Below are 24,023 nucleotides of genomic sequence, written 5' to 3'. Positions count from 1 at the left end.
CCGGAAATGGCGGCGAATGGCAAAGCAATGTAGGGCCGGTCCTCGCCGGGGACGGCGGCATTTCGCTTTTCAGCCGGTTTGCTTTTGAGCAAAAGGCGCTAAGTACGGGCGCATGACCGAACAGACCGCCACGCCCCGCAAAGTCTCGATGATCGGCCTTGGCACGATGGGCGGCGCGATTGCGCGGCACATCGCCGAAGCCGGGCACGAACTGACGATCTACAACCGCACGCCCGAACGCTCGCGCAAGTGGCGCGACGCGAACCCGGGCCTCACTCACCGCATCGCCGCCAATCCGGCCCATGCAGCGCAGGATGCCGACGTGGTGATCACCTGCGTGGGCAACGACGACGACTTGTCCGACGTCGTGCTCGGCCCCAACGGCGTGTTCCGCATGCTGAAGCGCGGCGGCGTGTTCATCGATCACACCACGGTCTCGGCCCGCATCGCCCGCCAGATCTCGGTAGAGGCGCGCGACCTCAAGATTCACTGCGTCGATGCGCCGATGACCGGATCGCAGATCGGCGCGGAAAACGGCACGCTGACGCTGATGTGCGGTGGCCGGGACGACGCGCTGGAAGCCGCGCGCCCGATCATGGAAAGCTATTCCAGCCGCATCGTACACGTCGGCAAGGCGGGCTCGGGGCAGATCGCCAAGATGGCCAACCAGATCTGCATCGCCGGCAACGTCGCCGCACTGGCCGAAGCGGTGCGCTTCGCGCAGGCATCGCACCTCGACATGGATAAGGTCTACGAGGCGATTTCCGGCGGGGCCGCGCAGTCGTGGCAGATGGACAACCGCTGGAAGACGATGGACGCCGGAGAATTCGACTTCGGCCTCGCGATCGACTGGATGCGCAAGGATCTGGGCCTCAGCCTTGAGGAGGGGCGCGGTCTGGGCGTCTCTCTGCCGATCGCCGCGCTGGTGGACCAGTTCTTTTCCGAAATTCAGGCACAGGGCGGCGGGCGGCTGGATACCAGCGCCATCATCAAGCGGCTGCCGAAGAAGGGCAATTCGTGAAATCCATATCTGCGGCAGCCCTTGCGCTGCTTTCCGGGACCGCACTGATCCCGGCTCTGTCGACTCCGGCGCTGGCCGACGTGCTGGTGGACAACGTCGAAGGCATCACGCCTGACGGCAACGGCGGGGTGGACCGGTTCGAGGGCTTCCTGATCGATCCCGACGGCAAGGTATCGCAGGTGTTCCACAAGGGCGACAAACGGCCCAAGAAGGTGGACTACAAGGTCGACGGCAAGGGCCGCATAGTCGTGCCCGGCATGATCGACGCGCATGGCCACGTCATGGCGACCGGCTTTGCGCGGATGACGCTGGACCTGTCGATGGCGAAGTCTCTGGACGAGGCGCTGTCGCGGATCGCCGCGTGGACGGCAGCGCATCCGGAAGCGCCGTGGATTCTGGGCGGCGGCTGGAACCAGGCCAGCTGGGGGCTGGACCGCATGCCCACAGCTGCCGAACTGGACAAGGTGACCGGCGGCAAGCCTGCGTGGCTCACCCGCATCGACGGGCACGCGGGCTGGGCGAACTCCGCCGCGCTCTCCGCCGCCGGCATCACTGCAGCGACATCCAACCCTGCGGGCGGCGAAGTGCTGCGCGTTGCCGGGTCGAAGGCGCCCGAAGGCGTGCTGATCGACGCCGCCACCGCGCTGGTCGAGAAGAAGCGCCCCAAGCCCCGCCCCGAAGACGCTGACACCGCGTTCGGAGAAGCGCAGCTGCAGTTCCTGGCGGCGGGCGTCACCACCGTGGCCGACATGGGCACCTCTATAGAGGACTGGCAGACCTTCCGCCGCGCCTCGGACAAGCACCAGCTGCGGATGCGGATCGTCGCCTATGCCGGCGGGATCGAGGCGATGACGCTGATCGGCGGGCCGCGCCCCACGCCGTGGATCGACGATGACCGGCTCAAGATGAACGGCGTCAAGCTGTACCTCGACGGCGCGCTGGGATCGCGCGGGGCATGGCTGAAGGCGCCCTATGCGGACGATACCGCCACGAAGGGCTTGCCGCAGATGAGCCAGACGCAGTTGGGCAACCTGATGAGCCGCGCCGCGATGGACGGGTTCCAGGTGGCAGTCCACGCCATCGGCGACGAGGCGAACGCCACCGTGCTCGATTCGATCGAGGAACTTTCGCAGACCTACAAGGGCGACCGGCGCTGGCGCATCGAACATGCGCAGGTGGTCGATCCCGCCGACATTCCGCGTTTCGGCCGCAACGGCGTGATCGCCAGCATGCAGCCGCAGCACGAAGCCTCCGACCGGGTCATGGCCGAAGCGCGGCTGGGTCCGCAGCGGATCGCCGGTGCCTATGCGTGGAAGTCCATCGCAGCCACCGGCGCGAAACTGGCATTCGGCTCCGACACCCCGGTTGAGCCTGCCCGTCCGTTCGAGGGGCTGGCAGTGGCGATCACCCGCACCGGCGGCGATGGGCAGCCCATCGGCGGCTGGCAACCGCAGGAAATCCTCACCCGCGAAGCCGCACTGGGCGCCTACACCACCGGTGCCGCCTATTCGCTGTTCGCCGAGGACCGGCTGGGCCGCCTCGCGAAGGGCATGCGCGCCGACTTCCTGTTCGTCGATCAGGATCCGATGACGGCAGACCCGCAGGCCCTGCGCGGCACGCATGTGCTGGAAACATGGATCGGCGGCAAGCTGGCATGGTCGGCGGCGCAGGACGGCGGCAAGGCCGGCGTCCGGCGGTAGCCCCGCCATTCCGAAAGGCCGACGCACCGTCCGGCGCAGCGATTGAGAGATCGAGCCAAATCAGGTGCTTCGGCCGTCTGACAACAACCCCGCAACGGCGGGGATTTCTGTCAGTACAACAGTCATGAAATGGACTTTCGTCCGCTGCGTATGCAGGTACCGTACCTGGCAGCGATACGATTAGTTGTCCCCTTCTCAGACATGGCCTTATTTCGGTCACGGCAAAGTTGGACCCATATTTGTTGCTGCTACTATTGCTTCGCTAGGCGGTATGTTTCTGAATATTGCTCTGATCCAGCTGCAGTCCTTCAGAAAATAATGCTCATTGTGAGGGTCATAGACGGAAACTGGCAGCATCATGCCGGTTGCACGCGATGCCAGCGTTGCAATATAGCAACATTTCTGAAGCAATTTGCAACTAACCAGAAATGCACTTTGAAAGTTCCGGACCACGGGCGCAAGGACGCGCCCATGAGCGGCGATGCGCGCGCTCACTGAGCGGCGAGGGCCGCACTTCTGCCGAATCCGGTCACGCGGCCGGCAGGGGTAATGGACAAGGAACGTAGACTTGAAGACATCCCCCCAGAAGGCCCTGCTGCGCGGCGCCACCAGCCTGACCGCGTTCGCGCTGCTGTGCGGAACCGCCTATGCGCAGGACGCCGCCCCCCAGGCCGCAGACGATGCCGGTGAGGAAAGCACCATCGTCGTCACCGGGTCGATCACGCGCAACCCGGCTGCCGCCACCGCCTCGCCGGTCGTCTCGGTGACCGCCGAAGACCTGACCAAGCGCGGCATCACCACCGTTTCCGACGCGCTGCAGACGCTGACCGCCAACAATGCCGGCACGATTCCCGCCAGCTGGTCGGCCAACGGCTTCACCACCGGCGCCACCGCGCCGTCGCTGCGCGGCTTCAACAACGCCTATACCCTGACGCTGTTCGACGGCGCGTCCGCGACTTACGGCTCCGACGCGATCGCCGGTGTGGTCAACGTCATCACCAAGCGCCAGGTCCAGTGCCTGCACCTTGACGGATCGCTGGGCATCTCGCAGCGCGGTGACGGCGGCGAGCAGCGCATCAACGCCACGTACGGCTATGGCGACCTGAACGAGCAGGGCTTCAACATCTACGCCAGCGCCGAGTACCAGCATAACGACTCGCTGTACCTGCGCGACCGCGGCGGCCTGCCCGGCACTGCCGACCAGAGCTCGGTCTGCGGCACCGCCGAACAGGGCTGCCTGACCAACTCGGTCCGCAACGGCATCCAGGCCGATGGCAGCTACAACGGCTTCCAGTCGACCACCGTCAACTTCGCCCAGTCCGCCCAGACCACGATCGATGCCAACGGCAACTACGTTCCGGTCTACAGCACGGGCGCGACGCCGGGCATCCTCTACAACGGCTCGTACCAGCTGCTGAATGCGGCCGCAGGCTGCGGCAGCCTGACCGCGCAGGCGCTGACGCCCGCCCAGCAGGCCGGCACTGCGAACGCCAACAACGGCGTTCCCAACGCCCCGTCGGTGGTCTGCCAGCAGGATCTGGTGAACGACTACAGCATGTACACGGCGGCCACCACCCGCAAGGGCGCGTCGCTGCGCGGCACCGTAAAGGTCGGCGACAATGCCGAAGCCTTCATCGCGCTCAACTACTACAACGTGAAGACCGCGAACGAGTCCGTGAACTCGTCGTGGGCGGGCCAGACGGCTGCCGGCGGCAACCAGATCACCGCGACCAACGTCTTCCTGCCGGTCTACGTCTGCCCCACCGGCACCGCTTCGGTGGTCGGCGGCAACCTGCTGGCGACGGGCTGCAATGCGTCCAACGGCACGCTCAACCCGAACAACCCCTATGCCGCGCAGGGCCAGCTGGCCCGCCTGAGCGGCATGCCCGACCAGCCGCGCCGCACCTACACCGATGCCAAGACCTACCGCATCGCCGCCGGCATCAACGGCAGCTTCGGCGATGGCTGGAACTACTCGGTCGGCGCGACGGCTTCGGAAGTCACGCTGGACGTCCGGAACACCGGCTACATCTACCTGCAGGGCCTGGCTGACGCCATCGCCCAGGGCACCTACAACTTCGTCGACCAGTCGGCGAATTCGGCAGAAGCCCGCCAGCAGATCTTCCCCGACCAGAACAAGCGCGCCACGTCGAAGCTGGCGCAGGTCATCGGCACGCTCAGCAAGGACGTGTTCGAACTGCCGGGCGGCATGGTCAACGTCGCCGTCGCGGGCCAGTACCGCTACGAATCGATCAACAACCCCAGCTCGAACGCGCCGAACAACGACAATCCTTATGCGCGCTACTACGGCATCAACGCCGTGGGCGTGAAGGGCAACCGCGACATCTGGTCGGCGTCCTACGAAATCTCGGTGCCGATCGTGGACCAGTTCCGCGTCAAGTTCGACGGTTCGTACGACCACTACTCGACCGGCCAGAAGAACTTCTCTCCCAAGTTCGAGGCCGAGTTCAAGCCGGTGGACCAGCTGAAGCTGCGCGGCACGTTCTCGAAGGGCTTCCGTGCCCCGAACCTGAACGAATCGTTCCAGCTGCCCGCAACCGGCTACCAGAACTCGCAGATCGTCTGTTCGCAGGCGCTCTACGCGGCGTTCTGCGATGCGCACAAGAGCAACACCGCCTACTACGCGGGCGGCTATTCGCCGGGCTCGACCAATTCGGGCAATCCTGACCTGAAGGCGGAAAAGTCGACCTCGTACACGCTGGGCGCGGTGCTGCAGCCGACGCGCGACATCACGTTGACGCTGGATTACTGGCACACCCGGATCAAGAACCTGATCACGTCGGTCGGCATCGGCTCTGCGATCGAGCAGTACTATGCCAACAACGGCGTCGTGAACATTCCGGGCGTCGTCGTCCTGCCGGGCCAGCCCGATCCGCAGAACCCGAATGCGCTGCCGCTGCTGGGCCAGGTGATCAGCTCGTTCAGAAACCAGAACGCGATGATGGGTTCGGGCATCGACTTCTCGGCCGATGCGCGGTTCTACCTGAACGACAAGATCACGTTCCAGACCAAGGCGAACGCCTCGTACCTGATCCGCCTCCAGCAGGAGAACCAGGAAGACGACGGCAGCACCACGATCTGGCGTTATGACGGCTCGCTGGGCGGCTGCAACCTGACCTCGTGCTCGGGCGCTCCGCGTTTCCGCCTGACCTGGCAGAACACGGTGGACTTCAACCAGAAGGCCAGCCTGACCCTGACCGCCAACTACACCAGCGGCTATTCGTCGACTTCGGCGGATGCCGGCGGCGTCTACAAGGACTGCGAAGCCAGCGCGGCTGCCGGTCAGTTGCTGACTTACGACAACGGCGATCCGGTGCAGTGCCACGCCAAGGGCACCTTCGACCTCGACGCTCACGGCGAAGTGAAGGTGGCGGAACAGTTCAAGCTCTACTTCGACGTCCTGAACGTGCTTGACGGCAAGCCGCACTACGATCCGAACGCCGGCTATGGCCTGTATCAGTTCAACCCTGCCTGGCAGGACCGCCTGTTCATGGGCCGTTACCTGCGTGTCGGCGCCAAGGTCGACTTCTAAGGCATATACCGAGGTGACCGTTCCCGCCGCATCCTGAACACAGGACCGGCGGGAACGCGAAGCGGGGCCTGGGATGGGTGTCCCTTGTTCCTGGCCCCGCTTCGCAACTTCGCAGGCATTGGCTGCGTGCAGGGCCAAGACCCTGCTCCCGCACATTTCCCAAACTTATTTCAGCAGGTCGGCGTAGCGTCCGGGCACATGGCGGCGGGTGAACGCGCGCAAGGTGGCATCGATGCTGGCGACGATGCTCGGCTTCGTGACGTCTCCGGGGTGAACCGCCAGCCGCAAGGTGCGCAGCGGTTGCAGCAGCGGCCGGGCCACGGCGGCAAAGGCCAGCGACGACGCGGTGCGCATGGTGCTGCGCGAGGCCCAGGTTACCACCGGCCCGCGCGCCAGCGGCCGGTTTTCATGGCCGGGCTTCCAGACGCGGAAATGATCCTCGGCCAGCGGGAAGCCGCATTCCGCAAGCGCCTGCATCGCGCCGGGGCCATAAAGCCATGCCGGAGCGATGAAGCCGGCGGCGGGCCTGCCGATGACGTCTTCGATCAGCGCCTTCCCATCCCGCATCCGGCGCAGGGCCTCGGCATGGGACAGGCCCAGAAACTCACCCTCGCCGGCGGTCATGTGGCGGGCCTTGAAGCCGGCGGTGCCGTCATGGCGGGCATCGTCACGGTGATACCAGCCGTGGACGAACATCTCCACGCCGCTGTCCGACCAGCCGCGCAGGCGGGTCCGGAAGGCCGCCGCGCCGGTCAGCGGCGCGCGTGCCCAATGGTCCGGCACCACCAGCATCGCATGGCGCGCCGGGCCGAGCCGCGCCTCCATCCCGTCCACCAGCCGATCCACCTGCCCCTCGAAACAGGGGGCGACGTCATGGATGGAGGCAAGCAGGCGCGGGGGACGGGAAGCTGTCATCGATCCGGTTCCGGCAAGATCGCGTGGAGGTGGAGCGGGCTTCCTAGGCGCGCCTTGCGACGGTATCGCGACGCTCTGCCATCAGAACATCGCCTGCACCCCCAGCACGGCGGATAGGCCGGACACCTCTTCCCCCGCCACGCGCGCCAACCGGGCGGTGCCGGCCAGCCGACGCTCCCAATGCATCCCCACATAAGGCGCAAGCGAACGGTTGCGGTCGTAACGCAGCCGCGCGCCCAGTTCGAGCCGCTCGAACCCGGCGCCCACGGTCAGCGCAGGCACGTCCTGAAACGCGAAGTCGACTTCGGCCTCCGGCTCGATCGCCAGCGTGCGGGTGATCCGCTGCCGGTATCCCGCCTTGCCGCGCGCGTGGACGTCGCCCTTGTCCGACACCAGCAGCTGGGCCGAAACGTCGAACCAGTACGGTGCCAGCCCCTCGATGCCGACCAGCGCGTAGGTGCGCTGCGGGTCGGGGCGGAAATCGTGCCGCACACCCAGTTGCAGGTTGAACCAGGGGTCCAGTGCGTGGCGCCAGTAGGCGTTCAGTTCGATGCGCCCGGCCCGTTCACCGAAACTGCCTTCGCCTTCGCCGGCCAGCACCACGCGATCGATGTCGCCGCCGTACCAAGCCTGTCCTTCCCAGCCGACGCCGTCCTTCCCGTTCGCGGCGCGGTACTCCAGCCGGTCCACCTGCAACGCGAACGTGGAAAAGCGCATCTCGTCGATCATGCCGCGCCGGGCGGCGGCCATGCGATCAGGCGGGAAGAAGCGGTCGGCGGGGTGATCGTCCGGGACCGGCGGCGGCGGAGCGTCACCGGGCTCATCGGCAGCGGCAGTATCCTCCACCAGCGGGGTCATGGCATGGCCCGAATGGTCCATATGCGCATGATCCTGGCTCCACGCCGGGACGGGCGCGGCGGCAAGCAGGATCGGCAGGACGGCGCGGCGCAGCGACATCAGCCCTGCTCCTCCTGCCGCCCGTTCGCGCCCTGATCGTCCCGGCGCACGGTGACCACCCGCATCATCCCCGCGTGCATGTGCAGCAGCATGTGGCAGTGAAACGCCCAGTCGCCCTCTGCATCCGCCGTCAGGTCGAAAGCGACCTTGCCGCCCGGCAGGACGTTGACGGTGTGCTTGCGGGGCCGGTGCCCCGGCGCGCCGTGGACCAGTTCGAAGAAGTGGCCGTGCAGGTGGATCGGGTGCGGCATCATCGTGTCGTTGACCAGCGTCACGCGCACCCGCTCGCCCAGCCGGAAGGGGATGGGCGCGGGGTTCTCGGACATGGCGGTGCCGTCCATCGACCACATGTAGCGTTCCATGTTGGCGGTCAGATGCACCTCGATCCGGCGGGTGGGCACACGCGGGTCCGGGTTGGGATCGCGCGAACGCAGGTCGGCATATGTCAGAACGCGGTGCCCGACATCTTCCAGTCCGGTGGGTCGGTCCGCCAGCCGATCGACCGGCATGGGTGAAAGCATGGCGACCCCCGGCCCCATCTTCACCCCCGGCGCCACTGCGGGGTCGCGCATCTTCATCGAATGGCCGGCCATGCTTTCGCTGGCGGGCTTCGACAGGTCGATCTCTCCATCATGACCCATGTCCATGCCGCTCATGTCCATTCCCATGTCGCGCATGGTCAGCACCGGGCGGCGGCGGATCGGCGGCACGGCGGCGACAAGCCCCATGCGCTGCGCCAGCGTGGCGCGGACCTGCCCCGAACGGTCCAGCGCCTCGGCTATGATGGCATGGCTTTGCGCCGTGCCAGGATCGACGATGAAGTCATACGTCTCGGCGATGGCGATCTGCACTTCGTCGGTCTCGACCGGCTGCACCGGGTTGCCGTCCGCCGCGACCACGGTCAGCGGCAGGCCGGGGATGCGGAAATTGAAGTTGGTCATCGACGATGCGTTGATGACGCGCAGCCGAACCTTCTCACCCGGAGCGAACAGCCCGGTCCAGTTCTCCGCCGTGCCGTGGCCGTTTATCAGGTAGCTATAGGTCGTCCCCGTAACGTCCGAAATGTCGGTGGCGTCCATCCGCATCCGGCCCCAGGCAAGGCGATCGGCCAGCGACTGGTCCTTGTCCGCCAGCAGTCCGGCCAGATCCTGCTTCTGGCGGTTGAAATAGCCGCTCATCATCTTGAGGCGGCGCATCTGTTCGTGCGGATGCAGCGGGCTCCAGTCGCTGAGCACCAGCACATGTTCGCGCGCGACAGCCAGCGGATCATGGCCCCCGGAATCCATGATGGCAGGATCGATGACGATGGGGCCGAACAGGCCCATCCCTTCCTGCATGTTGGAATGCGAATGGTACCAGAACGTGCCCGAATGCCGCAGCGGGAACTCGTAGACGAACGTCTCGCCGGGATCGATGCCGGGAAAGCTGATGCCCGGCACCCCGTCCATCTGGAACGGCACCAGCAGCCCGTGCCAGTGGATCGAGGTCTGCTCCTTCAGGCGGTTGGTGACGGCGATCCGCACGGTCTGCCCTTCGCGCAGGCGCAGCAGCGGCGCGGGCAACGTGCCGTTGACGGTCACCGCGTGGGCGGAACGGCCCCCGGTGGCAAAGTGGCTGTCAGCGATCTCAAGCGCGATGGCGTTCCCGGACAGCACGCCAAAGCCGGTGCCGGCGTGCCCCATCCCCCCCGTTTCCGTCCCAGCCGTGCCGCTGCGCGCCCAAGCTGGCATTGCGCCCAGTGCCCCCACGCCTGTCAGCGCTCCACCCATGGCAAGCAGGCTGCGGCGATCCAGAGGCAGGCGGGCGTAATCGGGCGAAGTCATGCCCCCTTATACGGCGGGCGCGGCGCTATCCCTCGACCAGATGCGACAATTTCTGCCGGGCGCGGTACAGGCGCGTTTCTACCGCCTTGCGGCTGATCCCCAGGATCGTGGCGGCCTGCTCCTGCGCCACCCCCTCCATCGCGCAGAGCAGCAGCGGCTCCTTCAAGGCATCGGGCAGCGCAGCCACGGCGGCATGGATGCGGGCGACTTCCTGCCGCGAGGCCAGCGCCGCTTCGGGATCGGGCTGCGTATCGGGCACCTGCGCCGCATGTTCGATGGGCAGCGCAAAGGCGAACAGCCGCCGCACCGCGCGCCGCCGCGTCCAGTCCCGGCACTTGTTGAGCGCCACGCGCAGCACCCATGCACGGAACGGGCGCGCCGGATCGTAGCGGTGCAGCCCCAGGAACGCGGCGACGAAGGCATCCTGCGTGACGTCCAGCGCATCCGCCTCGCTTCCCGTGTAGCCGTGCGCCATGCGGAACACAGCACCGCGATGCGCCGCCATCAGCGCTTCGTGGCCCGAATGATCGCCCGCCAGCGCCAGTGCCACGGCGCGCGCGTCGTCTTCATGTGTGTTGGATTGCCGGGGAGCGGCGGTCATCGGCAGCTCAGTCCTGCGGCGGGGACGTCAACGCCTCTGCCACGGCCTTGTCGAACCGTGCGGTCTGGTGGGGCCGCAGTACTGCGCGCATCGCGAAGACGTGCTGCAGTGTCGCCTTCTGCAATTCGCCCATCGCCCCGTGCGAACGATCGACCGCCTTTTCCACCGCCGGGCCATAGGCATGTTCGCGCGTGATGGCGGCGGCAAGACCGGCATTGGCGGCCCGGAGTTCACCCTCCAGCCGGGCGCGACGGTCGGTGAAGCCCTCCTCCAGCGCGTCTATCTGCTGGCGCTGCGCGGGATCGAGGTCCAGTTCGCCATGAAGCACGGCGTGGATGCGGCTTTCCTGCCGCTGGTCCCCGCGCATCCGCTGCCCCAGCCACAGCGCGCCCAGCGCCACCAGAAATGCCAGCACCGCGACCAGCACATAGCGCAGGGCACCGCGCATGCTCAGGACGCCAGCAGGTGCGAGGGCGCAGCGGCGGGCAGGCCCAGCAGCGCATCGTCATGACCGGAAACCTCATGGCGCATGTCGCTGGCGGCGGCGCGCTGGGGACCGGCGATGCCGCCCCACAGCCCCACCACTGCCGCGACGCCGCAGGCCAGCGCCAGGGCACGCCGTCCCCGCCGACGCTCCTGCCCGGCGACGACGCCCGCGATCACCGCCCCGCCCATCGCGCTCAGGGCCACAGGTGCAGGTTCACCCCGCAGCAGCGCCAGCTTGTCGTCAAGATCGGTCATAGGTTTCGTCCAAAGCGCCATCCGTATGGCCTTCATACGCATGGGGATCGTGGCATCCCTTGCCCTGCCCCGCAAAAAACATCGCGGTTGGCCAAGGGATGGCTGCCTGTCCTGCGTATGAGGTGCAGACAATCCCGGCAAGCCAGCTGCCTGCCCCCGAACGGAGTTTTTCGCCCATGCGCCGCATCGTGTTCCCCCTCGCCGTTGCTGCCGCCGCCCTTCCCGGCACGGCATTGGCCCATGCCGCGCTCGTCAGCGCCAACCCCGCAGCCGGGGCCACGGTGAGCAAGCCGGAGAGGATCGCGCTGAACTTCTCGGAAGACGTGGTCGGCCCGCTATCGGGCATCGACCTGGTGATGACCGGGATGCCCGGCATGGCAAACCACCAGCCGATGCCGATCAGGGGCTTTACCGCGCAGGCGAAAGGCAAAGCGCTGACCGCTGCCCTGCCACGCGCGCTGCCGACGGGAACCTATCGCCTGGCATGGCACGCCGCCGGGGCCGACCAGCACCGCGTGGAGGGCAGCTACGCCTTCACGGTGAAATGACAAACGACAGATAATTGCGCGACAGCGCCCATTCACCTCTCGTCATCCGTGTCCCACGGCGTTAGGGCGCATGGATGACAAGGGATCACCGCGCATGAACGTCTATCGCCAGAACGCCCGCGTACTCACCGCGAGCCTCGTGGGCACTGCGGTGGAGTTCTACGACTTCTACATCTACGCCACTGCCGCCGCGCTGGTGTTCGGGCCGCTGTTCTTCCCGGCGGAATCGACCACGGTGCAGCATCTGGCCGCTTACGCCAGCTTTGCCATCGCCTTCATCGCGCGGCCTGTGGGCGCAACGCTGTTTGGCCATTTCGGTGACCGCGTGGGCCGCAAGTCCACGCTGGTCGCCTCGCTGCTGCTGATGGGCGGGGCGACGGTGCTGATCGGGGTGCTGCCGACATACGAAAGCGCGGGCTGGCTTGCCCCTGCGCTGCTGTGCCTGATGCGCTTCTGCCAGGGGCTGGGCCTTGGCGGCGAATGGGGCGGCGCGGCGCTGCTGGCCGTGGAAAGCGCGCCCAAGGGCTACGAGGCGCGCTTCGGCATGTTCCCCCAACTGGGCGCGCCGGTGGGCTTCTTCGCGGCGAACGGGCTGTTCCTGGTCATCAGCACGATGCTGAGCGAGGCGCAGTTCGCCGCCTGGGGCTGGCGCATCCCGTTCCTGCTGAGCGCAGTGCTGGTGGGCCTTGGCCTGTGGATCCGCTTCCGCCTTGCCGAAAGCCCGGTCTTCACGCGCGAGGACGATGCCCACCGCGCCATCCCCATCGTCGAACTGTTCCGCACTCATATGCGCGAGACGCTGGCCGGGACGTTCGCGGTGATCGCCTGCTTCGCGCTCTACTATCTGGCGACCACCTTCGCGCTGGGATACGGCACCGCGACGCTGGGCTATGGACGCCAGCAGTTCCTTGGGCTGCAACTGTTCGCCATCCTGTTCATGGCAGTGGGCATCGTCGTCGCGGGCTATGCCGCAGACAAGCGCTCGTCCCGTTCGGTGCTGATGTTCGGATGCTTCTGCGCGGTGGTGCTGGGCACGGTGATGGGGCTGATGTTCTCCGCCGGATCGCTGTTCGTGATCGGCGTGTTCCTGTGCGTGGCGCTGTTCACCATGGGTCTGGTCTATGGCCCGATCGCCGAACTGCTGCCCCGGCTGTTCCCGGCGCGGGTGCGCTACACCGGATCGTCGATCGCCTTCAACGTGGGCGGCATCATCGGCGGCGGCTTCGCCCCTGCGGTGGCGCAGGGGCTTGCCGACAGCGGCGGCGTGCTGTTCGTGGGCCTCTACATTTCCGGTGCCGCACTGCTCAGCCTGTTCGGGCTGATGGCAGTGCGCGCCGACCGGCTTGAAGCAGCGGCCTAGAGCCGCGCCAGCATCTGCAGCGATGCGCTGAAGTAATCGCTGTCCAACGCAGCCGGCGGGGTCGAGCCGATCAGCCTCGCCGCAATGGCCGCGCCGCCGCTGGACAACGCATAGTTCGCCTCCTCGCCGGTCACCACGTCCACCCATGCCGGGATCGAGCGGTGCTGCGCCACGCGCGACCGCCACCAGTCCGCCACCGGCTGCACCAGCGCGGCGCGCCCGCCGACTGCGGCATACAGCGGCACGCGGATCGCGTCGTAGCCGAAGCGCGGCGGCTTGCCGACTGCCGGGGCGACCGCGTTATAGCCGGTCACCGCGATCCAGTCGGCAGGCAGAGAATGCTGACCAAACCGGGATAGCGACAGAATCGCCTCGCTGTCCCGGATTACCGTGCCCCATGTCGCCGCGCCGTCCGCCTTGGCGAACTGGTCCAGCGCGGGCCACACGAAGTAGGACGGGTTGAGCGTCACCTGCGCGGCTTCGGCAAAGCCGACGATGCCCGGCAGCAGCAGTTCGCGCCCGAAGCGCTGGATCACGCAGTGCTCGCGCACGGCCTTGCGCACTTCGCGCGCGCGGTCGGTCCACTCGGAGCGTTTCCACCGCTGCCCTGCCAGCGCCAGCGCCCAGGCGATCACCAGATCGCCGTCCGTGGCGTTGTTGGGGTCGGAAACGGGCACCGCCGCCGTCGGATCGTAGCGCCAGGCATGCAGCGCCATGTCTTCCCGGCCCAGCGTATCCTGCGTCCACTTGGCGATGCGCTCGAAAGCCTCGCGGTCGCCCGCGCGCAGGGCCAGGATCATGCCGTAGCTTTGCCCTTCGGAGTGGCTGATGCGGCCGTTGCCGGTGTCCACCACGCGGCCCTCGGGCGCCACGAAGCGGTCGCGCCACTGGACCCACAGCGGGTCGCTGACCTGTTGGGCACGGCCCTGACTGGGTGCGGTATTGCAGGCGGCAGTGAAGGCCATGAGCGCCCCCAGCGAGAATGTGCGACGATCGACGCGGGGCCGGAACAGGGTTTCAGCGGCCATGGCGAAGTTCCAGGGTGTCCCCCTTCCATTCCGCAGTTGTGCGCAGGACCGGCCCGCTGCCCAGCACGCGGAACCAGCTGTCGTAGGCGCCTTCCAGTACGCCCAGCAGCATGCGCGCCCAGTGGCCCGCACGGTCCGGGGCGATCTCGGTCGGCAGGTCGCGGTGGCGCACGACGATGGCATCGCGGCCCACGGCCAGTTCGATCTCACCCCAGTCCAGCGCCTGCCAGAAGGCGTTGATCCGCGCGCACAGGACCGACGCGTCGTTCACCCCGTCCAGCGGCTCCAGCGCGGCCATGCGGCGGCCGATGGCGACGAAGAAGCCGTGCGCCTGTTCGTCCGGAATGCCCTCTGCCACTTCGGTGGCGGTGGAGATCGCCAGCAGCGCCAGACCGCCAACGGCATAATCCGATGGCCCGCTGCGGGGGTTGGGGAAAGCCTGCATCTTCATTTACCGGTGCTCCCGAAGCTCTGCCGCACCCCGAGGATGGAGCGGAACTCGTCATAACTGCCGAAAGTGTTGTAACCCAGTTCGCCGCCGATGCGGGTGTTGGGGGTTATCTTGTAATACAAAGATCCCTGCGCCGAGAGCGCGAAGCCGGTCTTGCTCAGGCTGTCGAAGTACGAACGCACGTCGTTGTCCTGCGCCTTGAGCGCGTCCAGTTCGGCCTGCGCGGCGGGATCGGTCGGGTAGAGGACGCTCTGGTCCTCCTTGTAGCTCTGGAAGCCGGGCGTGAAGGATGCCGCCACGTCCCAGCGTTCGTCCTGCATGGTGTAGTTCACCGGGAAGCCGACCGAGATGAAGTTCTGCGGGCTGAAATAGCCGCCGTTGCCATAGGTGAAGTAGTTCTGGCTCTTGTCGTAGGCCTGGTAATTGACGTTGAGGCCCACGGTGACGCGCGAATTGCGGCCCTTGTACGCTTCCAGATAGCCGCCGACGTTGGCCTCGAAACCGTTGTTGTCGGCCACGTTCTCACCGCGCAGGCGGTAGTAGCGCGCCTCGCCGTAGACGCCCGAACCGTTCTCGTCATAGCTGAGGCCAAGGCCGCCTGCCGTGCGCATCACCTGACCCCAGCGCTCGCCCGTCACGGGGTCACGGGTGCCAGCGTAGGAGATGATCGAATCGGTCACCGGCTTCTGCTCGACGAAGGCCGTGGCGCGCACGTTCTGCCCCAGCTTCGGGGTGACGGCGGCGCGGCCCGCGAACTTGGTCTTGCCCATGCCGATCGGGGTGGTGCCGCCCTCGATCTGGACAACGTCGCTCTCGTAGCCTGCCGACAGCGCAACGCCCGAACCGTTCTGGGTATCGGCATTGACCAGCGCGGAGGGCTGCGCCGCGACGATGGCCTGCGCCTCGGGCGTAGCATTACGACCGAAGCGGGCGAGGCCCGAGCCGGTCGGGCGGCCCGCGTCGATCACCACGGCTTCGGCCCTGGCGAACACGCGGCCCCCGGCGGCGCCGGTGGAGAACTTGGCCGAACCCTTGATCTCGTCCAGCTTGGACAGGCCCGTCTCGCCCGAGCGGCCACGATAGCCGGTCTGGACATCGACGCGCGGCCCGGTGTCCTGCGCCAGTTGGTCGATCTGCGACTGGATCTGCGTCATCACCGGGTCGCCCGCATAGGCGACCGGAACCTGCGGCCCACCATAGCCCGGCGCGTCCGCGGGGGTGCCCCATGCCGCTTCCGGCGCGGGGGTGCCGACAGGCGAGGAATAGCGGTCGGGCGCGGTATAGTTCGCCTGCGGTGCCTGTGCCCCGGCATAGCCGCCGAAGCCGCTCTGGCCAGTAGCCAGACCCGGCGCGCCTACACCTGCTCCGCCAAGACCGGCGGGCACGGCACCGAAGCCGCCCATCTGCTGCGGAGCGGCGTAGCCATAGCTGGCCTGCTGCTGCGGATAGGCCGCCGGAATGCGCGTGCCGCCGCCCAGCGCGAAGGGGTTCACCTGCTGCGGGGCCGCCTGCACCTGATTTCGGAATGGATTGGCGCTGCCGCCACCGCCCGGCGCGCTCATCCCGGCAAAGGGATTGCCGCCCATCGCCACGCCGCCGCTCTGGCGGGCGTAGAGGGCGCGGGCGTCCTTCAGCATCGCCACGGCGGCGCGGTCGTTGCCGCGTGCCCGCTCCACATTGGCCAGCGCCATGCGCACCTGGTAATCCTGACCGTAGAGGCGCAGCACCTGCTTCTGCGCCTGTTCGGACAAGTCTTGGTCGCCTGCCCCCTGCGCGGTGTCGGCAAGGCCCAGCAGGGCGTCCTTGTCGTTGGGCTTCCGTGCCAGCACCAGCTGGTACGTCTGCGCCGCCTTCGCAGGCATTGCGCCGGTCTGGTACAGCCGGGCAAGGCCGGACAGGATCTCGGTATTGTCGGGCGCGGCGGCATAGGCCTGCTGCAGGATGTCGAAGCTCTCGGCATAGCGCCCGGACGTGCGCGCCTCGTCCGCCTGTCCCACCATCATGCCGGCGCTGATGCGGGCATAGGCCTTCTGGCCGTCCGCGCTGCTGCCCGCCAGCTGCGAGGCGCGCTGCAGCGCCTGCTGGGCAAGGTCGCTGCGCCCGGTGCGGGTAAGCACGCCGATCAGCCCTTCGTAGTCGGCGATATTGTCGATCCGGCCCGACGCGGCGTTGGCGGCGACTTCCGCTGCACCCTGCGCATCGCCAAGATCGAACAGCGCGTTGGCGACGGCCGCCTGCTTGCCTGCGGGGATGGAGGCCATCGCGCCCAGCTGGCGCAGCGCGCCGACGGCCTGCGCGCCCTGCCCGCTAGCGGCCATCGCCTTGGCGCGGGCGATCGCGGCGTCCGTCTTCACGCTCAGCGCCAGGTTGCGCATCGGCGCGGTGCGCTGCGTTTCGGGGATCATCGAGATCAGGCGGTCGGCCTCGCTCGACCGGCCCAGATCGTTGTTGAGGAGGGCCGCTGCATAAAGCGAATCGGCGTTGCCGCTGCTGGCCAGCGAACGGATCAGCGATTCCGCTTCGGGCACGCGGCCCCGTTCGATCTGGAACTGCGCGAACTCATAGCGGATCCACGGATCGTTCGGGTCCAGCACGATGCCCTGCTGGAATTCACGCACGGCGCCGAAATCGTCGCCCCGCTCTGCGGCGGCAAGCGCCCGGCCTCGTGCGGCGCGCAGCTGCAGGCGCTTGTCGTCGGCGGCGGAACCGTCCTGCGCGGCCTGCCGGTAGAGGTCGGCGGCGTCGGCATAGCGGCCCTGCCGTTCGTAGACGTCCGCCAGCAGTTCCAGCGCGGGCGCCGGTTCCTTGTAGCCCGAACGGACCAGCTGTTCGGCACGGCTCTGCGCATCGGCAAGGCGGTTCTGGGCGATCAGGCCCTTGGCCTCGTCCACGCCCGCGAAGAAACGGGCCGATGCCAGACCCTCTGCCCACTGGCTGGCCTTGCCGCTGGCGGACGCCTGTTCCAGCAGGCTGGCCGCTTCGGCGAACTGCCCTTCGCGCAGACGCACCAGCCCAAGGCCGCCCAGCGCATCGGGATCGCGCCGGTTGACGGACAGCGCGCGCTGGAACTGCGACGCGGCAGAGGCAAGGTTGCCGTCGTTCAGCGCATCGAAGCCCGAAACGCGGGCACGCCCCGCGCGATCGGCAGCGGATACGGGCGCGGCGGCGGTAACGGGCGCGGGCTTTGCAGCGGCGGGCTGGCGGGCCGGGGCGGCGGCGGGCTTGGGCGCAGGCTGGGGCTTTGCGGCCACCGGCTTGGGCGCAGGACGGGCAGCAGGCTTCGGCGCTGGCGCAGGCGCTTTGAGCGCGGGGTTATTCGGATCGAGCGCGCGGGCACGCTTCAACGCCTGCTGGGCCAGATCCTCGCGTCCCTTGCCGCGCCAGTATTGCGCCTGCTTCACCAGCGCCTCGACGCCCGCGCTCTGCGCCGCCACGACCGTCGGCATGGCGACGGCGGTGGACAGCAGCAGCGCGACACCGAACTTGGAGGTACGCTTAATCGTCATGCATGGTCGTCCTGGCGGGCGTCTTGGCGGGAAAGGCGCTTTTGGGCCTGTCGGCGGAAGAAGAGATAGGCGGGGCCTGCCAGCAGCAGCGCCAGCAACAGGGTGAACACGCCCAGCATCATCGGGCGCTGGCTGACGTAGTAGGCCAGCTTCATCCAGATCGGCAGCGACCCGACCCAGTAGCGGTCTGACAGCGCGAAGCTGGTCATGCCGTCGCCGCGGGTCACGGCAAGGTCGCCCTGGATGGATGCGTTGATCTTCACGTCGGCCATGCCGTCGACCAGCGCGGGCAGTGCGGCGCCGTCATCCGACAAAAGCGCCACCACCGTGCGGTCCGAGGCATAGGGCGAACGGAAGCTGACGATGCCGGAGAACCCTTGCGCATTGTAGACCACCGGCGCGGCGGCCATCGGGTCGTTCTCCTGCGATCCGCCGAACAATGCGGTGACGTACTGCATTGCCGACCGCTCGGCCACGCGCAGGCGACCGTTCTGCGAGCGGACAGGCGCATCGGCGAACATGTCCGCCTCTGCCAGCGCCGTGCCGCCGATGACCAGCACGTCCTGGTTTTCCAGCGCCCCGCCGTCGATGGTGGAGGTCACCGTCACAGCCGTCACCGGAACGCCGGTCGAATCGCCGAAGCGGCCCATCAGCGTCAGGAACGCCTGCACCGACGCCAGCGACGGGTTGGGCGCGACGACGACGGTGGTCTGCGACAGGTCGGGGCTGGCGGTGAAGGGGAACCCGGCGCCTGCGAACGTCGCCAGATCGGGCATCATGATCGCGTGGTAGGCGCTGGTCAGGTCGATCGTGCTCTTGGGATCGATCGAGACGCGCACGTTCTCAGGCAGGGTGCCGGTGCACTTCTTCTTGTCGGCGATGATGAGGTTGTAGTCGTAGGTCAGCGCGTTCTGGCCGAACAGGTTGTAGCGCGGCAGGATCACGCTGGCGTTGGAATCCACGCTCTTGGCGCCCTTGGCCCCGAACAGTTCGCTCCACCACGCGGCGCCCAGCGGCAGCGTCTTGAGGTACTGGCCGTTGATCGACACGTCGAGGCGCGAGGCGCGGCGGTCCAGCCACTGCGCCACCGGGTAGCGGTAGCCGAGGTTCAGCTTGCCGCCTTCGCGGGGCCAGAAGAACAGGTCGGGGGCAACGCGGAACTGCGTAGTCAGCGGGCCGGGTGGCAGGCCCATGCCCTGCAGCTGATAAGGCTGCATGATCGAGCCGAGTTCCACCGGCTTGTCCGTGGTCAGCCAGCGCACGGCACCGTAACGCGGCCATGCCGGGATGCGCACGCCGTCGAAGCTCATGCGCTGGCCGCCGAACACACCGCGACCCAGCGCCACGGCGGACGCGGCGATGCGCAGGTCTTCGTCGTTGCGACCCAGGATCACCAGCAGCGTGCCATTCGGATCGTTGGGGTTGCGCACGGCGGCCGCGGCAGGCCCGCTGGCAGGAGCGACGTCCAGACCGGGAATGGACTGGCCGCCCTTCAGGAACACCACGGCATTGCCGCGCGGGATCGAACCGACCACCGGCTGGAAGGTGAAGCCGCGATAGCTGGCGAGCGACCCCAGCCAGCTTGCCGTGGCAGCGGCGGCCTGCAGTTCGCCTGCGCGCGGCTGACCGGCGAAGACGAAGGGCATGCGCAGTGGCACGTTCTGGCCCTTGTCGAAGAACGGCAGCGGCAGGCGCGACAGGTCGGGGCTGTACGGCAGCGGCTGATAGCTGAACTCGAACCACGACCGCGTGTTGGAGATGTTCGCCCACAGCGAGGAGTGGAACGGATCTTCGCAATCGCGCGCGTAGTGGCCGATCAGGCGCAGGTTGAGCTGGTTGTCGCCCGGCAGCAGCAGCGCGGGATTGACCGGGACTTCCAGCACCTGCCCGGCGGCATTGGCGCGGGTCAGCGGCACCGTCTGGGCGACTTCGCCGTTGACGATGACCACTAGCTGGCTGAGATCGTCAAGCATCGCCGGCGACCATGCCATCTGCAGGCGCAGCACGGCGGCGGTGGCGACGCGGTCCTGACGCATGCCGAAGGGGATGCCCATTTCGCCCTGCGTGCCGCGCAGGCGGATCGGCTGAGTGACGCGCAGATCCTTGAGCGTCAGGCGTTCCGCCATGCCGCCGGGCGCGGCGGCGGGGTTGGCGGCGGAGGCGGCAGTTTCGGTGGCCCGGGCAGTCGGCTGCGCATGAACCTCGGACGTGCCGAAGAACAGGCCAGCCGCGCCCAGCGCCACGGCGCCCGCCAGCATCGCGGCCTTGGCCAGCGGCAGGTTCTTGCCCTTCTGCCCCTTGGCTTCGGCCTCCTGCGCGGCCTTGGCGAGAGCGGCGCGCTTGGCGGCGTTGGCGGCCTTCATCTGACGGCGTTCGGCGAAGTTCAGACGCAGCATTCGCTTCAAGGTTACCATGTCCACCCGGAGAATATCGACGAAGGAACGGGCCGTGCCGACCATGGCGGGTGGCCCCCAGGGCTGCCACGCATCGGCGCGCCCCATGACCGCGCGCACCAGATGGCGCCCGGCAAGAATGTCCAGCTTTTCAAAGCGCACGAAGGCATCGGTCGCATTGGTGCGCATCGTGGTGACGGGGATCGACAGCACTTCGTCGCCCATCGCCATGGTGATGTGGCGCACGGTGCGGTCCTTGGTCGGCAGTTCCTCGGGCAGGGCCAGCGCGGCGCCGCCCATTGAGATGTCGATCGTTTCCGCCGGCACGGTGTGGCCCGAAGCGAGGTAGGCCGTTACCGGCAGCTGCACCGGAATGCGGATATCCACGCGTTCCTGCCGGGTTTCACGCGCCACGGACACGGCGGCCAGCAGGATCGCAAGGGAGAACGACGCCCACGCCACGTTCAGCACCAGCGTATCGGTCTGGATGTTGAACATGTAGGGGAAGAACGCCCACTTCACGACCGCCATGGTGATGCCGGCCATGACCAGCCCGATGCAGATCAGGTGCGGCTTGACGATCGCCCAGTCGAAATAGGTCTGGTCCAGCAGCGAGCCCTTGTCGGTCACGTTGAACTTGCCCTTGCGCGGCTGGAACCACGTCATGACGGTGGGCTTGACGAGGTGGAACGCCAGGATCGTCTCGTACACTTCGCCCCAGTACGGGCGGCGCCAGCCCCCTTGCGTCTTCTCGTTCGCCACGGAAGAGCAGAACAGGTGCGGCAGTGCATAAGCGAAGATCAGCGAGGCCGAGGCCTGGATGATGTTCTGCCCGAAGATCAGGTAGGCCAGCGGGCTGGTCAGGAACACGATGCGCGGCAGCGGATACTGAAAGTGCATCATCGCGTTCAGGTAGCAGAGGCGCTGCTGCCAGGTCAGGCCGCGTCCCAGCAGCGGATTGTCGATGCGCAGGATCTGCGTCATGCCGCGCGCCCAGCGGATGCGCTGGCCGACGTGAAGCACCAGTCGCTCGGTCGCAAGACCCGCAGACAGGCGCGCGGAGATGTACGCGGTGTTCCAGCCGGTGCGCTGCAGCTTCAGTGCGGTATGCGCGTCCTCGGTCACGGTCTCGCCCGCGAAGCCATTCGTCTCCATCAGCGCCTCGCGGCGGATGATCGCGCACGAACCGCAGAAGAAGGTGGCGTTCCACAAGTCGTTGCCGCCCTGCACCGGGCCATAGAACAGATCGCCCTCACCCGGCATATCGCCCATTGTCTGGGCCAGATTGCGCTGGACCGGATCGGGCGAATACATGTGGTGCGGGGTCTGCAGCAGCGCGAGCCGGGGATCCTGCTGGAACCAGCCGACGGTCAGCTGAAGGAAGGCGCGGGTCGGAACGTGGTCGCAGTCGAAGATGGCGATCAGTTCGCCGTCGGTCTTCTTCATCGCTGCGTTCAGGTTGCCCGCCTTGGCGTGCAGGTTGTTGTCGCGGGTGATGTAGCCGCAGCCCGCTTCCTTGGCGAAAGCGCGGAATTCTGCGCGCTTGCCGTCATCGAGGATGAAGACCTTGTAGCGGTCCACCGGATAATCGAGGTCCATCGCCGCGAAGACCGTGTTGCGCACGATCTCAAGGCTTTCATTGTAGGTCGGGATGTAGATGTCGACGGTGGGCCAGATGTCCGGCTCGCCTTCCGGCTCGATCACCGGGCGGTCGAGCGGCCAGGTGGTCTGCAGGAATCCCAGCAGCAGGATGATCCACGCGTAAAGCTCGGCAATATACAGCACGCCGCCGAACAGCAGTTCCAGCGGGGTGTTGAACTCCAGCGTCTGCGTGGTGCGCCAGAACAGGTAGCGGGTGGACACCAGCACCGCCAGGATGCCCAGCGCCACCGCGCCCATGCGGCCCTTGATCCGGCGCATCACCAGTGCGCCCGCCATCGTGACGCCAGCGCAGACCCACTGCGCGGTGCCGTCCAGCGGGACGCCGATCACCACGGCAGCGATGCCGACGACCACCGCCACGGCGGCATAGCGGGCGAGCCGGTTGTCCAGCACGCGGGCGGTCAGCCTCTCGATCATGCAGCGCGGCTCGACGACTTGGAGGATGCAGGTGAAGCCGGGGTGCCGCGCGCCACCCACGGGCGGCCCGGCGTTTCCAGCGCGGGCACCAGCGCGGCGCCGACGGCCTTGGCATCGGCCAGCGCAGCGCTGGTCGGCGCGTACTTGGCCAGCGGCTGCAGCATCGCGATCGCTTCGGGCACCGATTCGTCCAGACGGATGCGGCCCAGCAGGCGCGCGCCAACCAGTTCGCGGATGAACGCCGCGGAATGGCGTGACAGGCGACGCGTCTCGTCCAGCGCGTTGATGACGAAGCTGGTCGCGGCGATCGCTTCGGGGCTGCTTTCGTCCAGCACCTGCGGCATCAGCGCCAGCATGTCAGGCGCGGCGTTGAGCACGCATACCGACGCGCTGGCGTGCGGGATCACGCGGCGGGCAAAGGCGAAGTCGGCGGAAGGCACGTCGATCACCATGACCTTGTCCTGCCCCGTCTCCAGAAAGCCCAGGTCGCGCAGGGCGGGCACGAAGTCGTTGTCCTCGGGCGCGGTGGTCAGGCTGCGCAGGTCGATGCCCGCGACCAGAACCGCATCTTCGGCAGGGGCGAACAGCGAGGGCAGCGACATCGCGGGCTGCAGGCCGAAGTGCAGCGGCATCGTGTCGCGGTAGGCCGTGGTCAGCACGGTGACGTCGGCACCCGCTTCGGACAGGGCCATGGCGATGTGCGCGGCGGTGAAGGTGGTTCCGGCCCCGCCCTTGAGGCTGTGCGTGACGATGACGGGCATCAGATCTTCCCCTGCGAACCGAGGTCGGACAGGTGCCGCAGCATCGCGCGCACGTCCTGCTGCTGGTGAGCGCCGCTGCGCCGGTCCGAAGGCGTGCCCGAAGGCGCGCCGTTGCCGTAGCGGCTGAACAGGGAACTCAGGCTCTCGCCCGAATACGTCTCCACCACTTCGGTGGGCGTGGCCTCGGGGGCGGAGGCGATGCTCGGCTCGGCCTGGTCGATCGCCTGCAGACGTGGATCGCGCAGCAGGGCTTCCAGAATCGGCCAGAGTTCGAGTTCCGTGAACCGGTCCTCGAATTCCTTGTAGGCAAAATCGTTCTTGCCAAGACGGTCGAGCAGATTTCTGGCGTCGATGCGCATAAGAACCCCTGTATGAACACCTAAATTCTGCGCGAAAAATGGTTAAGAAAGGGTGTGTTGTGGGTAACGGCCCATCGGCCGGCAGCCGGATCGAGCGTGAAAAGCAGCCAAAAGAGCCGCAATTTTCAATAATTTGTGCGGGAACAGGGCGCAGGCGATGCAATCCTTTGCAGATTAACCACGTCTTATAACCGCTCAAATCGCCGCGCCAACTGGTGATTCGGTGT

Annotated in this window: 17 protein-coding genes; 5 read left to right on the top strand and 12 right to left on the bottom strand. The window is 67.4% G+C overall.

The window, feature by feature from the left end:
* Positions 1-112 precede the first annotated feature (112 nt).
* The 3 genes from GGR40_RS14190 to GGR40_RS14180 all read left to right on the top strand — a co-directional run bounded on the left by GGR40_RS14190 (position 113) and on the right by GGR40_RS14180 (position 6,274).
* Positions 113-1,021, top strand: coding sequence for an NAD(P)-dependent oxidoreductase (locus tag GGR40_RS14190; protein WP_429276903.1), 909 nt, complete (start codon positions 113-115; stop codon positions 1,019-1,021).
* Positions 1,018-2,721: an amidohydrolase gene (locus GGR40_RS14185; RefSeq protein WP_429276902.1), complete on the top strand. Its 1,704-nt coding sequence runs from the start codon at positions 1,018-1,020 to the stop codon at positions 2,719-2,721. The genes GGR40_RS14190 and GGR40_RS14185 overlap by 4 nt, the downstream gene beginning before the upstream one ends.
* A 568-nt stretch (positions 2,722-3,289) precedes the next feature.
* Positions 3,290-6,274, top strand: coding sequence for a TonB-dependent receptor domain-containing protein (locus GGR40_RS14180; protein ID WP_429276901.1), 2,985 nt, complete (start codon positions 3,290-3,292; stop codon positions 6,272-6,274).
* Between the two features lie 165 nt (positions 6,275-6,439).
* Here GGR40_RS14180 and GGR40_RS14175 read toward each other — a convergent pair whose 3' ends face one another.
* From GGR40_RS14175 to GGR40_RS14150, 6 genes are all read right to left on the bottom strand, one after another.
* Entirely contained in the window at positions 6,440-7,189 is a 750-nt protein-coding gene (locus GGR40_RS14175) for a DUF2334 domain-containing protein (RefSeq protein WP_429276900.1), read from the bottom strand.
* 81 nt (positions 7,190-7,270) lie between these two features.
* Positions 7,271-8,146, bottom strand: a complete 876-nt coding sequence (locus tag GGR40_RS14170) for a copper resistance protein B (RefSeq protein WP_429276899.1) — start codon at positions 8,144-8,146, stop codon at positions 7,271-7,273.
* Entirely contained in the window at positions 8,146-9,969 is a 1,824-nt protein-coding gene (locus GGR40_RS14165) for a copper resistance system multicopper oxidase (protein ID WP_429276898.1), read from the bottom strand. Before GGR40_RS14165 ends, GGR40_RS14170 begins: the two co-directional genes overlap by 1 nt.
* Before the next feature lie 25 nt (positions 9,970-9,994).
* Positions 9,995-10,570, bottom strand: a complete 576-nt coding sequence (locus GGR40_RS14160; RefSeq protein ID WP_429276897.1) for an RNA polymerase sigma factor — start codon at positions 10,568-10,570, stop codon at positions 9,995-9,997.
* Positions 10,571-10,577: 7 nt separating this feature from the next.
* Positions 10,578-11,018, bottom strand: a complete 441-nt coding sequence (locus GGR40_RS14155) for a periplasmic heavy metal sensor (protein WP_429276896.1) — start codon at positions 11,016-11,018, stop codon at positions 10,578-10,580.
* A gap of 2 nt (positions 11,019-11,020) precedes the next feature.
* Positions 11,021-11,311 carry a hypothetical protein gene (locus GGR40_RS14150; protein WP_429276895.1) on the bottom strand — a complete coding sequence of 97 codons (291 nt, stop codon included), beginning with the start codon at positions 11,309-11,311 and terminating at the stop codon, positions 11,021-11,023.
* Between the two features lie 176 nt (positions 11,312-11,487).
* Between GGR40_RS14150 and copC the strand changes: the two genes are divergently transcribed.
* Both copC and GGR40_RS14140 read left to right on the top strand, forming a co-directional pair.
* Positions 11,488-11,859 carry a copper homeostasis periplasmic binding protein CopC gene (gene copC / locus GGR40_RS14145; RefSeq protein ID WP_429276894.1) on the top strand — a complete coding sequence of 124 codons (372 nt, stop codon included), beginning with the start codon at positions 11,488-11,490 and terminating at the stop codon, positions 11,857-11,859.
* A gap of 94 nt (positions 11,860-11,953) precedes the next feature.
* A complete protein-coding gene (locus tag GGR40_RS14140) occupies positions 11,954-13,219 on the top strand; it encodes an MFS transporter (RefSeq protein ID WP_429276893.1) in 1,266 nt (421 codons plus the stop codon).
* On the opposite strand, the gene GGR40_RS14135 is transcribed toward GGR40_RS14140, so the two are convergent.
* From GGR40_RS14135 to GGR40_RS14110, 6 genes are read right to left on the bottom strand one after another with little or no spacing between them, the layout of a single operon-like run.
* Positions 13,216-14,247, bottom strand: a complete 1,032-nt coding sequence (locus GGR40_RS14135; RefSeq protein WP_429276892.1) for a glycosyl hydrolase family 8 — start codon at positions 14,245-14,247, stop codon at positions 13,216-13,218. The two genes, GGR40_RS14140 and GGR40_RS14135, sit on opposite strands and share 4 nt — an antisense overlap.
* Complete coding sequence (bcsD, locus tag GGR40_RS14130) at positions 14,237-14,698, bottom strand: cellulose biosynthesis protein BcsD (protein WP_429276891.1); 462 nt, start codon at positions 14,696-14,698, stop codon at positions 14,237-14,239. Before bcsD ends, GGR40_RS14135 begins: the two co-directional genes overlap by 11 nt.
* Positions 14,695-18,204 (bottom strand): cellulose biosynthesis protein BcsC, encoded by a 3,510-nt coding sequence (locus GGR40_RS14125; RefSeq protein WP_429276890.1) that lies wholly within the window; start codon positions 18,202-18,204, stop codon positions 14,695-14,697. The genes bcsD and GGR40_RS14125 overlap by 4 nt, the downstream gene beginning before the upstream one ends.
* On the bottom strand, positions 18,201-22,676 hold the full coding sequence (bcsA, locus tag GGR40_RS14120) for a UDP-forming cellulose synthase catalytic subunit (protein ID WP_429277018.1): 4,476 nt from the start codon (positions 22,674-22,676) through the stop codon (positions 18,201-18,203). Before bcsA ends, GGR40_RS14125 begins: the two co-directional genes overlap by 4 nt.
* Positions 22,673-23,437, bottom strand: a complete 765-nt coding sequence (locus GGR40_RS14115) for a cellulose synthase operon protein YhjQ/BcsQ (RefSeq protein ID WP_429276889.1) — start codon at positions 23,435-23,437, stop codon at positions 22,673-22,675. Before GGR40_RS14115 ends, bcsA begins: the two co-directional genes overlap by 4 nt.
* Positions 23,437-23,796: a hypothetical protein gene (locus GGR40_RS14110; RefSeq protein ID WP_429276888.1), complete on the bottom strand. Its 360-nt coding sequence runs from the start codon at positions 23,794-23,796 to the stop codon at positions 23,437-23,439. Before GGR40_RS14110 ends, GGR40_RS14115 begins: the two co-directional genes overlap by 1 nt.
* Positions 23,797-24,023: the final 227 nt, after the last annotated feature.

Origin of the sequence: Novosphingobium gossypii, from assembly GCF_050433305.1 — a bacterium.
Classification (GTDB): domain Bacteria; phylum Pseudomonadota; class Alphaproteobacteria; order Sphingomonadales; family Sphingomonadaceae; genus Novosphingobium; species Novosphingobium gossypii.
This window is presented reverse-complemented; position numbering and strand designations above follow the sequence as displayed.

Excerpts from the sequence above, each read along its gene's own strand:
- bcsD (WP_429276891.1), bottom strand. The coding sequence starts at position 14,698 with ATGAAGATGCAGGCTTTCCCCAACCCCCGCAGCGGGCCATCGGATTAT.
- GGR40_RS14140 (WP_429276893.1), top strand. The coding sequence starts at position 11,954 with ATGAACGTCTATCGCCAGAACGCCCGCGTACTCACCGCGAGCCTCGTG.
- GGR40_RS14110 (WP_429276888.1), bottom strand. The coding sequence starts at position 23,796 with ATGCGCATCGACGCCAGAAATCTGCTCGACCGTCTTGGCAAGAACGAT.
- bcsA (WP_429277018.1), bottom strand. The coding sequence starts at position 22,676 with ATGATCGAGAGGCTGACCGCCCGCGTGCTGGACAACCGGCTCGCCCGC.
- GGR40_RS14115 (WP_429276889.1), bottom strand. The coding sequence starts at position 23,437 with ATGCCCGTCATCGTCACGCACAGCCTCAAGGGCGGGGCCGGAACCACC.
- GGR40_RS14160 (WP_429276897.1), bottom strand. The coding sequence starts at position 10,570 with ATGACCGCCGCTCCCCGGCAATCCAACACACATGAAGACGACGCGCGC.
- GGR40_RS14190 (WP_429276903.1), top strand. The coding sequence starts at position 113 with ATGACCGAACAGACCGCCACGCCCCGCAAAGTCTCGATGATCGGCCTT.
- GGR40_RS14170 (WP_429276899.1), bottom strand. The coding sequence starts at position 8,146 with ATGTCGCTGCGCCGCGCCGTCCTGCCGATCCTGCTTGCCGCCGCGCCC.
- copC (WP_429276894.1), top strand. The coding sequence starts at position 11,488 with ATGCGCCGCATCGTGTTCCCCCTCGCCGTTGCTGCCGCCGCCCTTCCC.
- GGR40_RS14150 (WP_429276895.1), bottom strand. The coding sequence starts at position 11,311 with ATGACCGATCTTGACGACAAGCTGGCGCTGCTGCGGGGTGAACCTGCA.
- GGR40_RS14155 (WP_429276896.1), bottom strand. The coding sequence starts at position 11,018 with ATGCGCGGTGCCCTGCGCTATGTGCTGGTCGCGGTGCTGGCATTTCTG.
- GGR40_RS14175 (WP_429276900.1), bottom strand. The coding sequence starts at position 7,189 with ATGACAGCTTCCCGTCCCCCGCGCCTGCTTGCCTCCATCCATGACGTC.
- GGR40_RS14165 (WP_429276898.1), bottom strand. The coding sequence starts at position 9,969 with ATGACTTCGCCCGATTACGCCCGCCTGCCTCTGGATCGCCGCAGCCTG.
- GGR40_RS14125 (WP_429276890.1), bottom strand. The coding sequence starts at position 18,204 with ATGACGATTAAGCGTACCTCCAAGTTCGGTGTCGCGCTGCTGCTGTCC.
- GGR40_RS14135 (WP_429276892.1), bottom strand. The coding sequence starts at position 14,247 with ATGGCCGCTGAAACCCTGTTCCGGCCCCGCGTCGATCGTCGCACATTC.